10 protein-coding genes and 1 riboswitch are annotated in these 13,627 nt (G+C 71.4%); of the genes, 9 read left to right on the top strand and 1 reads right to left on the bottom strand.

Annotation, left to right across the window (positions count from 1 at the left end):
• Positions 1-51 precede the first annotated feature (51 nt).
• The 9 genes from PH203_RS04575 to cobI all read left to right on the top strand — a co-directional run bounded on the left by PH203_RS04575 (position 52) and on the right by cobI (position 12,848).
• The gene (locus tag PH203_RS04575) at positions 52-1,299 is read left to right on the top strand and encodes an inorganic phosphate transporter (protein WP_289916377.1); all 1,248 of its coding nucleotides are present in this window, start codon (positions 52-54) and stop codon (positions 1,297-1,299) included.
• Positions 1,300-1,333: 34 nt separating this feature from the next.
• A complete protein-coding gene (locus PH203_RS04570; protein ID WP_289916376.1) occupies positions 1,334-1,555 on the top strand; it encodes a hypothetical protein in 222 nt (73 codons plus the stop codon).
• A 112-nt stretch (positions 1,556-1,667) separates the two neighbouring features.
• Positions 1,668-1,831: riboswitch (cobalamin riboswitch) on the top strand.
• 109 nt (positions 1,832-1,940) lie between these two features.
• Positions 1,941-2,882: a cobalamin biosynthesis protein gene (locus PH203_RS04565; protein ID WP_289916373.1), complete on the top strand. Its 942-nt coding sequence runs from the start codon at positions 1,941-1,943 to the stop codon at positions 2,880-2,882.
• Complete coding sequence (locus PH203_RS04560; RefSeq protein ID WP_289916369.1) at positions 2,879-4,387, top strand: cobyric acid synthase; 1,509 nt, start codon at positions 2,879-2,881, stop codon at positions 4,385-4,387. The genes PH203_RS04565 and PH203_RS04560 overlap by 4 nt, the downstream gene beginning before the upstream one ends.
• Complete coding sequence (cobN, locus tag PH203_RS04555) at positions 4,384-8,040, top strand: cobaltochelatase subunit CobN (RefSeq protein WP_289916367.1); 3,657 nt, start codon at positions 4,384-4,386, stop codon at positions 8,038-8,040. The genes PH203_RS04560 and cobN overlap by 4 nt, the downstream gene beginning before the upstream one ends.
• Positions 8,037-10,031, top strand: a complete 1,995-nt coding sequence (locus PH203_RS04550; protein ID WP_289916363.1) for a putative cobaltochelatase — start codon at positions 8,037-8,039, stop codon at positions 10,029-10,031. Before cobN ends, PH203_RS04550 begins: the two co-directional genes overlap by 4 nt.
• A complete protein-coding gene (gene cobO, locus PH203_RS04545) occupies positions 10,031-10,630 on the top strand; it encodes a cob(I)yrinic acid a,c-diamide adenosyltransferase (protein WP_289916361.1) in 600 nt (199 codons plus the stop codon). The genes PH203_RS04550 and cobO overlap by 1 nt, the downstream gene beginning before the upstream one ends.
• Positions 10,630-12,102, top strand: coding sequence for a cobyrinate a,c-diamide synthase (locus tag PH203_RS04540; RefSeq protein ID WP_289916358.1), 1,473 nt, complete (start codon positions 10,630-10,632; stop codon positions 12,100-12,102). Before cobO ends, PH203_RS04540 begins: the two co-directional genes overlap by 1 nt.
• A complete protein-coding gene (gene cobI / locus PH203_RS04535; RefSeq protein ID WP_289916357.1) occupies positions 12,099-12,848 on the top strand; it encodes a precorrin-2 C(20)-methyltransferase in 750 nt (249 codons plus the stop codon). Before PH203_RS04540 ends, cobI begins: the two co-directional genes overlap by 4 nt.
• Positions 12,849-12,895: 47 nt before the next feature.
• Here the strand turns inward: cobI and PH203_RS04530 are convergent, their stop codons facing one another.
• Positions 12,896-13,624 carry a ZIP family metal transporter gene (locus tag PH203_RS04530; protein ID WP_289916354.1) on the bottom strand — a complete coding sequence of 243 codons (729 nt, stop codon included), beginning with the start codon at positions 13,622-13,624 and terminating at the stop codon, positions 12,896-12,898.
• Positions 13,625-13,627: the final 3 nt, after the last annotated feature.

Genomic DNA, 13,627 nt, shown 5'->3' with positions numbered 1-13,627 from the left:
CAGGTTACCTACGTTCGTCCGGCCAATGACCTCGAACGATTGCCTGGGTAAATGGAAAACTTCTCGCTGATCCTCGCGATTGTGGTGGTAACCGCACTCGCGTTCGATTTCACGAACGGTTTTCACGACACCGCGAACGCGATGGCCACGACCATCTCGACCGGTGCGCTCAAGCCCAAGGTCGCGGTGGCCATGTCCGCCGTGCTGAACCTTGTAGGCGCCTTCCTCTCCGTGGAGGTCGCCAACACGATCTCCAAGGGGCTCGTCGACGAGAGCGGCATACGTCCCGAGGTCATATTCGCCGCCCTGGTCGGCGCGATCCTCTGGAACCTGCTGACCTGGCTGGTCGGGCTCCCCTCCAGTTCCTCGCACGCCCTCATGGGCGGTCTGATCGGCGCCACCATCGCCTCGGCCGGCTTCGGCGCGGTCCACGGCGACGTGCTCGTCACCAAGGTTCTGATCCCGGCGATCGCGGCGCCCCTCGTCGCGGGCCTCGCCGCGATGCTCGCCACGCGGCTGATGTACAGGCTCGGCAAGAAGTCCGAGGGCAGCAAGTCCTCCGAGAAGGGCTACCGCGCCGGTCAGATCGCCTCCGCCGGCCTGGTCTCCCTCGCCCACGGCACCAACGACGCGCAGAAGACGATGGGCATCATCACCCTCGCCCTGGTCGCCGGCGGCGCCGTCGCCCCCGACTCCGACCCGCCCATGTGGGTCATCCTCTCCGCGGGTCTCGCCATCGCGCTCGGCACCTACCTCGGCGGCTGGCGCATCATCCGCACGATGGGCAAGGGCCTGACCGACCTCCAGCCGCAGCAGGGCTTCGCCGCCCAGACCAGCGCGGCCACGGTCATCCTCGCCTCCTCGCACCTCGGCTTCTCCCTCTCCACCACGCACTCGGTCTCGGGTTCGGTGATGGGCGCGGGCCTCGGCCGCAAGGGCGGCGTGGTCCGCTGGTCGACCGCGACCCGGATGTTCGTGGCCTGGGGCCTCACGCTCCCGGCGGCCGCCCTGGTGGGCGCCCTGGCCGAATCCGTGTGCGACCTCGGCGACTGGGGCACGGCGGTCGTCGCGGTCTTCCTGATCGCCTCCAGCGCGGCCATCTGGAAGATCTCGCGCCGCGAGGTCGTCGACCACACGAACGTCAACGAGACCGACGAGGAGCCGGCCGGCGTGGTCACCGCGGCGATCGCCGCGGTCACCCCTCCCCCGGCGGGCACGGTGACCGAGGACCTCACGGCCACGATCCCCGCCCCCGCCACCGCGGCCGAACCGGCGACCCCGCCGGCCGCCGCCGTCTGAGCCCCACGCACCCAGGAACTAAGGAATCACCGGCATGGAAATCGACTGGGCAGCACTGGGCTCCGTCTTCGGCGTCAGCCTCGTGGTCACCGTGGCCCTCGTGGCCCTCTTCACCCTCGGCGTCATGGGCCTCTCCCGCCAGGAGCGCGCGGTCGCCCAGGGCGGCACCGCGGCCGCCGCGGTGGCGGGCGCGTACGCGTGCTTCGCGGCCTGCGCGGCGGCGGTGGGGTACGGCATCTATCTGATCGTCGCCTGACGCGACGACCGGACACCCGGTGGGGTGCGGGACGGATCTCCGTCCCGCACCCCACTCTTTTGTGACCGCGGTGACCGGCTGCATGTGGGCCTCAGCACACTCTCCTCATGCAGGTCAACGGCAAGTTGACGGTGCTTCCGGGCCCATGGTGGACTGCCGGAGCCATGTACGACGGCAGGAGAGGAAGCCGGTTCGAGTCCGGCGCGGTCCCGCCACTGTGACCGGGGTAGGTAGCCCCGGGAGCCAGGAACTCTCGTCGTCGGTCTCGTCGAACCAGGGCGTGGACACCCTGAGTGAGGACATATCGCCATGCTCGCCTGCCGTTTGAGGTACAGCACCCGGACAGCCACGAGGCCGCTGCCCGACCCCACGGCCGGCTGAGCCGATGCGTGCCGGTCGCGTTTTCGCGTACGGCGCCGCCGCCGGAGTTCTCGGGGACCTGCTGCTCGGTGATCCGCGCCGGGGGCATCCGGTCGCCGCGTTCGGGCGGGCCGCGGGTGCCGTGGAGCGGGTGTTGTGGCGGGACCACCGGGGGTGGGGGGCGCTGCACACCGTGGTGTGTGCCGGGGGTGCCGTCGCCGTCGGTGCCTCGGCGCAGCGCTTCGTACGTTCCTCCCCTGTCGCTTCCGTCGTGCTCACCGGGGCCGCCACCTGGGCCGTCGTCGGGGGGACTTCGCTCGCGCGGGAGGCCCGGGTCATCGGGCGGGCCCTGGAGGCCGGGGACGTCGAGGCCGCTCGAGAACGGCTGCCGCATCTGTGCGGGCGGGATCCACAGGCGCTCGATGCCGACGGGATCGCCCGGGCCGTCGTCGAGTCCGTCGCCGAGAACACCTCCGACGCCGTGGTGGGGGCGCTCGTGTGGGGCGCCCTCGGCGGAGTGCCCGGGCTGCTCGGGTTCCGGGCCGTCAACACGCTCGACGCGATGGTCGGGCACAAGTCCGAGCGGTATCGGCGGTACGGGTGGGCCTCGGCGCGGCTCGACGACGTCGCCGGATGGCCGGGGGCGCGGCTGACCGCCGTACTCGCCACGGCCGCAGGAGGGGATCCCCGCGGTGCCGTGCGCGCCTGGCGGGACGACGCCGGCAGGCATCCGAGCCCGAACGCCGGGCCCGTGGAAGCCTCCTTCTCCGGGGCCCTCGGGGTGCGGCTGGGCGGGACCCTGTCCTATGCCGGACGGGTCGAGCACCGGCCCGTGCTCAACAGCCGGGGGCGCGCCGTCGCCTCGTACGACATCGAGCGCGCCGTACGGCTGTCACGGCGCGTCGGGCTGCTCGCGCTCGGCGTCAGCGTCGGTGTGCGGGCCCTGCTGAAGGGACGTACGTCATGAGCGGGGGGCTCCTCGTCGCCGGGACCACCTCGGATGCCGGGAAGAGTGTCGTCACCGCGGGGATCTGCCGGTGGCTGGTACGGCAGGGGGTGAAGGTCGCGCCCTTCAAGGCGCAGAACATGTCCCTCAATTCGTTCGTGACGAAGGAAGGGGCCGAGATCGGGCGGGCTCAGGCCATGCAGGCCCAGGCCTGCCGGATCGAGCCGACCGCGCTGATGAATCCCGTGCTGCTCAAGCCCGGGGGTGAGCAGAGCAGTCAGGTCGTGCTGCTCGGGAAGCCCGTGGGCGAGTTGAGTGCGCGGGGGTACCACGGGGGACGGCAGCAGCAGCTCCTCGGGACCGTGCTGGACTGTCTCGCCGAACTGCGGGGCACGTATGACGCGGTGATCTGTGAGGGGGCCGGGAGTCCGGCCGAGATCAATCTGCGGCGGACCGACATCGTCAACATGGGGATCGCCCGGAACGCCGGGCTTCCCGTGCTGGTCGTCGGCGACATCGACCGCGGTGGCGTCTTCGCCTCCTTCTTCGGGACCGTGGCTCTGCTCTCGCCCGAGGACCAGGCCCTTGTCGCCGGGTTCCTCGTCAACAAGTTCCGGGGGGACGTCTCCCTTCTCGAACCCGGGCTCGACATGCTCCATGGGCTCACCGGGCGGCACACGTACGGCGTTCTGCCCTTCCGGCACGGACTCGGCATCGACGAGGAGGACGGGCTCCGGGTCTCCCTCCGCGGGACCGTGCGGGAGTCCAACACCGCCCCGCCCGTCGGGGAGGACGTGCTGCGGGTCGCCGTCTGTGCCATCCCGCTCATGTCCAACTTCACGGATGTCGACGCCCTCGCCGCCGAACCGGGTGTGGTGGTGCGGTTCGTGGACCGGCCGGAGGAGCTGGCCGACGCCGATCTCGTCGTCGTTCCGGGGACCCGGGGGACGGTCCGGGCGCTGGAGTGGCTGCGGGAGCGGGGGCTTGCAAAGGCTCTCAAGCGCAGGGTCGCCGAGCAGCGGCCCGTGCTCGGTATCTGCGGTGGCTTCCAGGTTCTCGGTGAGCACATCGAGGACGAGGTGGAGAGTCGGCAGGGGCACGTCCAAGGGCTCGGTGTACTGCCCGTGCGGGTGCGGTTCGCCCGCGAGAAGACCCTCACCCGGCCTGAGGGCGAAGCCCTCGGCGAGCACGTCGCCGGGTACGAGATCCATCACGGGGTCGCAGAGATCAGTGGCGGCATCCCCTTCCTCGACGGCTGCCGCGTCGGTCAGACCTGGGGCACCCACTGGCACGGCTCGCTGGAGTCGGACGGGTTCCGGCGGGCGTTCCTGCGCGAGGTGGCGGCCGCCGCGGGCCGTCGTTTCGTGCCGGCCGCCGACACTTCCTTCGCCGCGCTGCGCGAGGAGCAGCTCGACCGGCTCGGCGATCTCATCGAACAGCACGCGGACACGGACGCGCTGTGGCGGCTCATCGAGTCCGGCGCGCCGCAAGGACTGCCTTTCATTCCACCGGGAGCGCCCGCATGAGCACTGTGTTGTTGTTGTCGACCGCCGACACGGACCTGTTGGCGGCCCGGGCCGCCACCGGCGCCTCGTACCGGATCGGCAACCCGACCCGCGTGGACGTCGCCGAGGAGCTGCCCGCGCTCGTCGAGGGCGCGGACATCGCCGTCGTACGGCTGCTCGGTGGCAAGCGGGCCTGGGAGGACGGGCTGGCCGCGCTGAAGGCCGCCGGGATTCCGACGGTGTTGTTGGGTGGCGAGGCCGTTCCCGACGCCGAGTTGATGGCCGAGTCGTCGGTGCCCGCGGGTGTCGTCGCCGAGGCGCTCAAGTATCTCGTCGAGGGCGGGCCCGCCAACCTCACCGAGCTCGCTCGGTTCCTGTCGGACACCGTGCTGCTGACGGGTGAGGGGTTCGTCGAGCCGCAGAAGATGCCGGAGTACGGCGTCCATGGGTCGTACGCCTACGAGGAGGGCCGGCCCACCGTCGGCGTGCTCTTCTACCGCGCCCATGAACTGAGCGGCAACACCGGCTTCGTGGACACCCTCTGCGATGCCATCGAGGCACGGGGCGCCAACGCCCTTCCCGTGTACTGCGGTTCGCTGCGCGGGGCCGACGCCGGGCTGTACGAGATCCTCGGGAGGACCGACGCCCTCGTCGCGACCGTCCTCGCCGCCGGTGGCACGCACGCCTCGCAGGCGTCGGCCGGTGGGGACGAAGAGGCCTGGGACATCGGGGCGCTCGCCGACCTCGACGTGCCGGTGCTGCAAGGACTCTGCCTCACGTCGTCCAAGGCCGCCTGGGACGAGTCCGACGCCGCGCTCTCCCCCATGGACGCGGCGATGCAGGTCGCGATCCCGGAGTTCGACGGGCGGCTCATCACCGTGCCGTTCAGCTTCAAGGAGCAGGGTCCCGACGACGTCCCGGTCTATGTCGCCGACCCCGAGCGGGCCGCACGTGTCGCCGGAATCGCCGTGCGGCACGCCCGGTTGAAGCACAAGCCGAACGCCGACAAGAAGCTCGCGCTGGTCTTCACCGCCTATCCGACCAAGCACTCGCGGGTCGGCAACGCGGTGGGGCTGGACACTCCCGCGTCGGCCGTCCAGGTGCTGGACGCGCTCGCCCGCGCGGGCTACTCGCTCACCGAATACCCCGACAACGGCGACGAGTTGATCCACCGGCTCATCAACGCCGGTGGTCACGACGTCGAATGGCTCACCGAGGAGCAGCTGGCCGCCGCGCCCGCGCGGGTGCCGCTCGCCGACTACCGGGCGTGGTTCGACAAGCTCGACCCGGAGCTCAGGGACGGCATGCTGGAGGCGTGGGGCGAGCCGCCGGGCAACCTGTACGTCGACGGGGACGAGATCGTGCTCGCCTCCCTCCAGTTCGGGAACGTCGTCGTGATGATCCAGCCGCCGCGCGGCTTCGGGGAGAACCCGATCGCGATCTACCACGACCCGGACATGCCACCGTCGCACCACTACATGGCCGCCTACCGGTGGCTGGACAACAGCTTCGGTGCCGACGCCGTCGTCCACATGGGCAAGCACGGCACGATGGAGTGGCTGCCGGGCAAGGGCCTCGGGCTGAGCGGTGGTTGTGCGCCGGACGCGGTCCTCGGTGAGCTGCCGCTCATCTACCCGTTCATCGTCAACGACCCCGGCGAGGGCACCCAGGCCAAGCGGCGCGGGCACGCCACCGTCGTCGACCACCTCGTCCCGCCGATGGCCCGCGCGGACACCTACGGCGACCTCGCCAAGCTGGAGCAGCTCCTCGACGAGTACGCGCTCGTCTCCGACCTGGACCCGACGAAGGCACCGGCCGTGCGGGCGCAGATCTGGACGCTGGTGAAGGCGGCCGAGCTGCATCACGACCTGCATGTCGAGGACCAGCCGGACGACGACGACTTCGACGAGTTCGTCATGCACATCGACGGCTATCTGTGCGAGATCAAGGACGTGCAGATCCGGGACGGACTGCACATTCTCGGTGGCGGGCCGGTCGGTGAGGCTCGCGTCAACCTCGTGCTCGCCGTACTGCGGGCCTCGCAGGTGTGGGGCGGGCAGGCGAACGCGCTGCCGGGGCTCCGGGCTTCCTTCGCGGCCCATTTCGGGCTGGTCGAGAAGGAGTTGCTGGCCGAGCCGGGTGCGCCGGTGAAGGTGCCGGTGGAGCTGAGCGACCTCGTCGAGGGTCCGTCCCGTACGGCCGCCGACGCGATCGATCTGCTGGAGCAGCTGTGCCGGCGGGTCGCGGAGGGCATGGAGGAACGCGGGTGGGCGGTCGCGGAGAGCCGCGCCCTGGTGCGTGACGTCCTCGGCACCGAACTCCCGGACGCTGTCGCCGTGTTGGAGTTCGCCTGTGCCGAGGTCGTGCCCCGGCTCGCCAGGACCACGGACGAGATCGACCACATCCTCAAGGCGCTCGACGGCGGTTACGTCCCGGCGGGTCCGTCCGGTTCGCCGACGCGTGGACTCGTCAACGTGCTCCCGACCGGCCGGAACTTCTACTCGGTCGACCCCAAGGCCATTCCGTCCCACCTGAGTTGGGAGGTCGGGCAGTCGCTCGCGGAGTCGCTGGTGCAGCGGTACCTCCAGGACACCGGCGAGTACCCGAAGTCCGTGGGGCTGACGGTCTGGGGTACGTCCGCGATGCGCACCCAGGGCGACGACATCGCCGAGATCCTGGCGTTGCTGGGCTGCCGCCCGGTGTGGGACGAGGCGTCGAGGCGGGTGACGGGCTTCGAGGTGATCTCCCTGGAGGAACTCGGGCGCCCCCGGATCGACGTCACGGTCCGTATCTCCGGCTTCTTCCGGGACGCGTTCCCGCATGTCGTCGGGCTGATCGACGACGCCGTGCGCAAGGTCGCCGAGCTGGACGAGCCCGCCGGCTCCAACTACGTGCGCGCCCACGCCGACGAGGACACCGCCGAGCACGGTGACCGGCGGCGCGCGACGGCCCGAATCTTCGGCTCCAAGCCGGGGGCGTACGGGGCGGGGCTGCTGCCGCTGATCGACGCGCGGAACTGGCGCTCGGACGCGGACCTCGCCGAGGTGTACGCGGTCTGGGGCGGTTACACCTACGGGCGTGGGCTCAACGGGCGGGCGGCGCGCGGGGACATGGAGACCGCGTTCAAGCGGATCAACGTCGCCGCGAAGAACGTGGACACGCGCGAGCACGACCTCGTCGACGCCGACGACTACTTCCAGTACCACGGCGGCATGGTCGCCATGGTCCGGCACCTCACGGGCGCCAACCCCGAGGCATACGTGGGTGATTCGGCCACCCCGGACCAGGTGAAGACGCGAACGCTGGGCGAGGAGACCCACCGGGTCTTCCGGGCCCGGGTGGTCAACCCGCGCTGGATGGCGGCCATGCGGCGGCACGGCTACAAGGGCGCCTTCGAGATGGCGGCAACCGTCGACTACCTCTTCGGCTACGACGCCACGGCGGGCGTGGTCGACGACTGGATGTACGAGAAGCTCAGCGCGGAGTACGTCTTCGACCCGGAGAACCGGGACTTCATGAAGAAGTCCAACCCATGGGCGCTGCGCGGCATCACCGAGCGGCTGCTGGAAGCGGCGGACCGTGGGCTGTGGGCCGAGCCGGACGCGGACACGCTGGAGCGGCTGCGGGCCACGTATCTGGAGCTCGAAGGCGATCTGGAGGGCGACGACCAGTGACAACTCCCTTCCCCTTCACGGCCGTTGTCGGCCAGGACGATCTGCGGCTGGCGCTGCTGCTGAACGCCGTCTCCCCGGCGGTCGGCGGTGTGCTGGTGCGCGGCGAGAAGGGCACCGCCAAGTCCACTGCGGTGCGGGCGCTCTCGGCGCTGCTGCCGGAGGTGCCGGTGGTCGCCGGGTGCCGTTTCTCCTGCGACCCCGCCACGCCTGACCCGGCGTGCCCGGACGGGCCGCACGAGGCCGGGCCGGGCACCTCGCGGGCGTCCCGCATGGTCGAGCTGCCCGTCGGCGCCTCCGAGGACCGGCTGGTCGGCGCGCTCGACATCGAGCGAGCGCTCGCCGAGGGCGTCAAGGCCTTCGAGCCGGGCCTCCTCGCGGACGCTCATCGCGGCATCCTCTACGTCGACGAGGTCAACCTCCTCCACGACCACCTGGTCGACCTGCTCCTCGACGCGGCGGCGATGGGCGCGTCGTACGTCGAGCGCGAGGGTGTCTCCGTACGGCATGCGTCCAAGTTCCTGCTCGTCGGGACCATGAACCCCGAAGAGGGCGAGCTGCGGCCGCAGTTGCTCGACCGGTTCGGGCTGACCGTCGAGGTCGCCGCCTCGCGGGAGCCGGATCAGCGGGTGGAGGTCGTGCGGCGGCGGCTGGCCTACGACGACGACCCGGCCGGGTTCGCGTCGCGTTGGTCGGACGAGGAGTCGACCGTACGGCAACGGATCGTCGCCGCGCGGGAGTTGTTGCCGTCGGTGCGGCTCGGGGACGGGGCGCTGCGGCAGATCGCGGCGACCTGTGCGGCCTTCGAGGTCGACGGTATGCGGGCCGACATCGTGATGGCCCGTACCGCCACGGCGCTTGCCGCCTGGGCCGGGCGGACCGAGGTGCTCGCCGAGGACGTGCGGCAGGCGGCGCTGCTCGCGCTGCCGCATCGGCGACGGCGTAATCCCTTTGACGCGCCCGGACTTGACGAGGACAAGCTCGATCAGACGCTGGAGGAGTTCAGCGGCTCTGATGCCGATGACGAGGATCCCGATCCTGACGGGCCCGGCGGGGGCGGGCAGCCGCCTTCCGAGGGTCCGCCGCAGGACGGTGACGGCTCCGGTGCGCAGCCCGAGGCCGGTGACGGTGGTGAGCCGCAGGCCGGCGGGGCCGGTGCGGGCGAGCAGTCCGCCGTACGGGCCGCCGAGCCGTTCCGTACCAAGGTGCTCAGCGTTCCCGGGCTCGGGGACGGGGCCGCGGGGCGGCGTTCGCGGGCGCGGACCGAGCAGGGGCGGACCACAGGGGCCCGGCGGCCGCAGGGCGCGCTGACCAAGCTGCATCTCGCCGCGACCGTGCAGGCCGCGGCGCCGCATCAGCGAACTCGGGGGCGGTCCGGGCCCGGGCTGGTGCTGCGGCGGGACGATCTGCGGCAGGCGACTCGGGAGGGGCGTGAGGGGAACTTCGTGCTGTTCGTGGTCGACGCCTCCGGGTCGATGGCTGCCCGGCAGCGGATGAGTGCCGTGAAGGGGGCTGTGCTGTCGCTGCTCCTTGACGCGTACCAGCGGCGGGACAAGGTGGGGCTGGTGACGTTCCGGGGGTCGGCGGCCGATGTGGCGTTGCCGCCCACGTCGTCGGTGGACGCGGCCGCGGCCCGGCTGGAGTCGCTGCCCACCGGAGGGCGGACTCCGCTGGCGGCCGGGCTGCTCAGGGCCCATGAGGTGCTTCGGGTGGAGCGGCTGCGGGATCCCGCGCGGCGGGCGCTCGTGGTCGTCGTGACCGACGGGCGGGCCACCGGTGGCCCAGAGCCGGTCGCTCTCTCGCAGCGGGCGGCTCGGCTGTTCGCCGCCGGCGGGGTCGCCTCCGTCGTCGTCGACTGCGAGTCCGGGCCCGTGCGGCTGGGGCTCGCCGGGCAGCTCGCGGGTGAGTTGGGGGGTACGGCGGTGACGCTCGACGAGTTGCGGGCGGACTCCATCGCCGGGCTGGTCAAGGACGTACAGAGGAGGGCCGCGTAATGCCTCAGGGGCAGCCGAGTGTGGTGCCGGACGACGGGCTGACCACGCGTCAGCGGCGTAATCGGCCTTTGGTGGTGGTGCATACGGGGGTCGGCAAGGGCAAGTCGACCGCTGCTTTCGGGCTGGCGCTGCGGGCCTGGAATCAGGGGTGGCCCATCGGGGTGTTCCAGTTCGTCAAGTCGGCGAAGTGGAAGGTCGGCGAGGAGAACGCGCTGCGGGTGCTCGGTGCCAGCGGTGAGGGGGGCGCTGTCGACTGGCACAAGATGGGCGAGGGCTGGTCGTGGGTGCAGCGCGATCAGCAGATGGACAACGAGGAGAAGGCCCGGGAGGGCTGGGAGCAGGTCAAGCGGGATCTCGCCGCCGAGACGTACCGGCTGTACGTGCTCGATGAGTTCGCCTACCCCATGCACTGGGGGTGGGTGGACACCGATGAGGTCATTTCCGTGCTGCGGGACCGGCCCGGGACTCAGCATGTCGTCATCACCGGGCGGAACGCTCCCGGGAAGCTTGTCGACTTCGCCGATCTCGTCACCGACATGTCCAAGGTCAAGCACCCGATGGACGCCGGGCAGAAGGGGCAGCGGGGTATCGAGTGGTGATGTCCTCCTCGTCCGTTTCCGTTCCTCGGCTGGTCATTGCCGCGCCTTCGTCGGGCAGCGGCAAGACCACCGTCGCCACGGGGTTGATGGCCGCGTTCGCCGCGCGGGGGCTTGCCGTGTCTCCGCACAAGGTGGGTCCTGACTACATCGATCCCGGGTATCACGCGCTCGCCACCGGGCGGGTGGGGCGGAACCTCGATGCGTATCTCTGCGGTCCCGAGTCGGTCGGGCCGCTGTTCGCGCACGGGGCGCGGGGGTGTGACATCGCCGTGGTCGAGGGGGTGATGGGGCTTTACGACGGGGCCGCGGGGGAGGGTGAACTGGCGTCCACCGCCCATGTGGCGAAGTTGCTCCGGGCGCCGGTGGTGCTGGTCGTCGACGCGTCGTCGCAGTCGCGGTCCGTGGCGGCGCTGGTGCACGGGTTCGCCTCCTGGGATCCGGAGGTGCGGGTCGGGGGCGTGATCCTCAACAAGGTCGCCTCGGATCGGCATGAGGAGTTGCTGCGGGAGGCGTTGGACTCGGCCGGGGTGCCTGTGCTGGGGGTGTTGCGGCGGGTGGCTCAGGTGGATACGCCGTCGCGGCATCTGGGGTTGGTGCCGGTCGCCGAGCGGCGGGGTGCGGCGGTGGATGCGGTGGCGGCGATGGCCGCGCAGGTTGCCGCCGGGTGCGATCTTGAGGCGTTGGTGGGGTTGGCGCGGGGTGCGGGGGTGTTGTCCTGTGCGGCTTGGGATGCGGCTGAGGTCCTGGATTCCTCGCCCCCGCCGCCCCTTCCCGACCCGACCCTGGGGGCTGCCGCCCCCAGACCCCCGCTGTCGGCCCTGAACGGGCCTCGTCCTCAAGCGCCGGACAGGCTGAGTGATGCGGACCGGCGTATAAGAGTTGCCGTTGCCGGTGGGCCCGCCTTCACCTTCTCCTACGCCGAGCACACCGAACTTCTCACCGCCGCCGGAGCCGAAGTCATTCCCTTCGACCCCCTCCGCGACGAGCAACTCCCCGAGGACACCCGCGGGTTGGTCATCGGAGGCGGGTTCCCCGAGGTGTACGCCTCCGAGCTGTCCGCCAACGAGCCGCTGCGCAAGGCTGTTTCCGAGCTTGCCCTCGGTGGTGCTCCCGTGGCCGCCGAATGTGCCGGGCTGCTCTATCTCTGTCGTGAGCTCGACGGGCAGCCCATGTGCGGCGTGCTCGATGCCACGGCCCGGATGAGCGAGCGGCTCACGCTCGGGTATCGCGACGCCGTGGCGGTCAGCGACAGCTCGCTCGCCGTTGCCGGGACGCGGATGCGCGGGCACGAGTTTCACCGGACCGTCGTCGAGCCGGGCTCGGGGGCGGCTCCCGCGTGGGGGGTGCGCGCCCCTCAACGGCGGGTCGAAGGTTTCGTACAACAAGGGGTGCACGCGAGTTATGTGCACACGCACTGGGCGTCGCAGCCCGGGGTGGCCCGTCGGTTCGTGGAGAGGTGCCGGACGTCATGAGCAGCAAGTTGATCGGAGTCGGGGTCGGGCCCGGTGATCCGGAGCTGGTGACCGTCAAGGGCGTCAACGCTCTGCGGGCCGCCGATGTCGTGGTCGTGCCGGTGATGGCCGCGGCTGACGGGAAGGACGGCGGCGAACCGGGGCGGGCCGAGGCGACCGTTCTGCACTACGTCCCGCAGGACAAGGTCGTACGGGTGGTCTTCGCTCTCAATGAGCGGACCGACCGTACGCGGCGTGAGGCCGCTTGGGATGCCGCCGGGGCGCGGGTCGCGCAGCTGCTCGCGGAGCACTCCTCCGTCGCCTTTGCCACCATCGGCGATCCGAACGTGTACTCCACGTTCACCTACCTCGCCCAGACCATCGCCGAGCTCGTCCCCGGCACCGTCGTGGAGACCGTCCCCGGCATCACCGCCATGCAGGATCTCGCCGCCCGTTCCGGTGCCGTGCTCACCGAGGGGACCGAGCCGTTGACGCTGGTGCCGGTGACCGCCGGGGCCGCGACGCTCAAGGACGCCCTCGCCGGGCCCGGGACCGTGGTGGCGTACAAGTTCGGGCGGCAGGCGCAGGAGGTCGCCGAGGCGCTGCGGGAGACCGGGCGGATCGAGGACGCCGTGTGGGGGTCCGCGCTCGGGCTGCCGGAGGAGTCCGTGCAGGCCGCCTCCGACCTCGGTGACGCCCCGCTCCCCTATCTCTCCACGCTCATCGCGCCCGCCCGGCGGGACGGCGGACGGGGCGGCAAGTTGTGACCCCGTCCCCATCCCCGTCCCCGCCCCCGCCCCCGTCCCTCAGACACTCACTCGGCGATGCCCACCACCAGCCAGATGAACGCCGCCCCGGCCACCGTGCACAGCACGGTCGAGCGGGCGGGGTGTTCGTGGTGGGCCTCGGGGAGGATCTCGGCTGCCGCCAGATAGAGCAGGGCGCCGCCGAAGAAGCCCAGATAGCCGCCGAGCACCTGCTCCGGGATCGTGAAGAACAGGGTGGACGCGGCACCTGCCACCGGGGCCGCCGCGTCTGCCACCAGCATCGCCACGGCCCGGCGGCGGGCGTTCCCGTACAGGCTCGTGATCGTGTACGTGTTGAAGCCGTCCGCGAAGTCATGGGCGATGACCGCCAGGGCGACCGCCGTGCCCATGCCGCCGCCCACCTGGAACGCCGCGCCGATCGCCACGCCGTCCATCGCGCTGTGACCGACCATGGCGGCCGCGGCCGTCAGGCCCACCTCGGGGACCCGGCCGTCGGTCTCCTCCGCGCCGTGCGCAGCCTGACGGACGGCCAGCAGACGTTCCACCAGATGGGCCAACAGGAAGCCGGCCACGAACAGCAGCAGTGCCGCCGGGACGCCGAAGACCTCGGTGCCCGCCGCCTCCAGCGCCTCCGGCAGCAGGTCGAGACCGACCACGCCCAGCATCAGGCCGCCGGCCAGCCCGAGGACCAGGTGACGGCGGTCGGTCACGCGCTGTGCCGTCCAGCCGCCGGCCAGCGTCATGAGGAACGCGCCGAGCGCTACGAACACCGCCATGGG

It is taken from the genome of Streptomyces sp. S.PB5 (assembly GCF_030403745.1).
In the GTDB taxonomy this organism is placed as follows: Bacteria; Actinomycetota; Actinomycetes; order Streptomycetales; family Streptomycetaceae; genus Streptomyces.
The sequence above is the reverse complement of the archived record's forward strand: the minus strand, read 5'-3'. Positions and strand labels throughout refer to the sequence as shown.

Bases quoted from the DNA above. Each gene is read 5' to 3' on its own strand.
- PH203_RS04565 (WP_289916373.1), top strand. From the start codon at position 1,941: ATGCGTGCCGGTCGCGTTTTCGCGTACGGCGCCGCCGCCGGAGTTCTC.
- PH203_RS04530 (WP_289916354.1), bottom strand. From the start codon at position 13,624: ATGGCGGTGTTCGTAGCGCTCGGCGCGTTCCTCATGACGCTGGCCGGC.
- PH203_RS04540 (WP_289916358.1), top strand. From the start codon at position 10,630: ATGTCCTCCTCGTCCGTTTCCGTTCCTCGGCTGGTCATTGCCGCGCCT.
- cobI (WP_289916357.1), top strand. From the start codon at position 12,099: ATGAGCAGCAAGTTGATCGGAGTCGGGGTCGGGCCCGGTGATCCGGAG.
- PH203_RS04570 (WP_289916376.1), top strand. From the start codon at position 1,334: ATGGAAATCGACTGGGCAGCACTGGGCTCCGTCTTCGGCGTCAGCCTC.
- PH203_RS04560 (WP_289916369.1), top strand. From the start codon at position 2,879: ATGAGCGGGGGGCTCCTCGTCGCCGGGACCACCTCGGATGCCGGGAAG.
- cobO (WP_289916361.1), top strand. From the start codon at position 10,031: ATGCCTCAGGGGCAGCCGAGTGTGGTGCCGGACGACGGGCTGACCACG.
- cobN (WP_289916367.1), top strand. From the start codon at position 4,384: ATGAGCACTGTGTTGTTGTTGTCGACCGCCGACACGGACCTGTTGGCG.
- PH203_RS04575 (WP_289916377.1), top strand. From the start codon at position 52: ATGGAAAACTTCTCGCTGATCCTCGCGATTGTGGTGGTAACCGCACTC.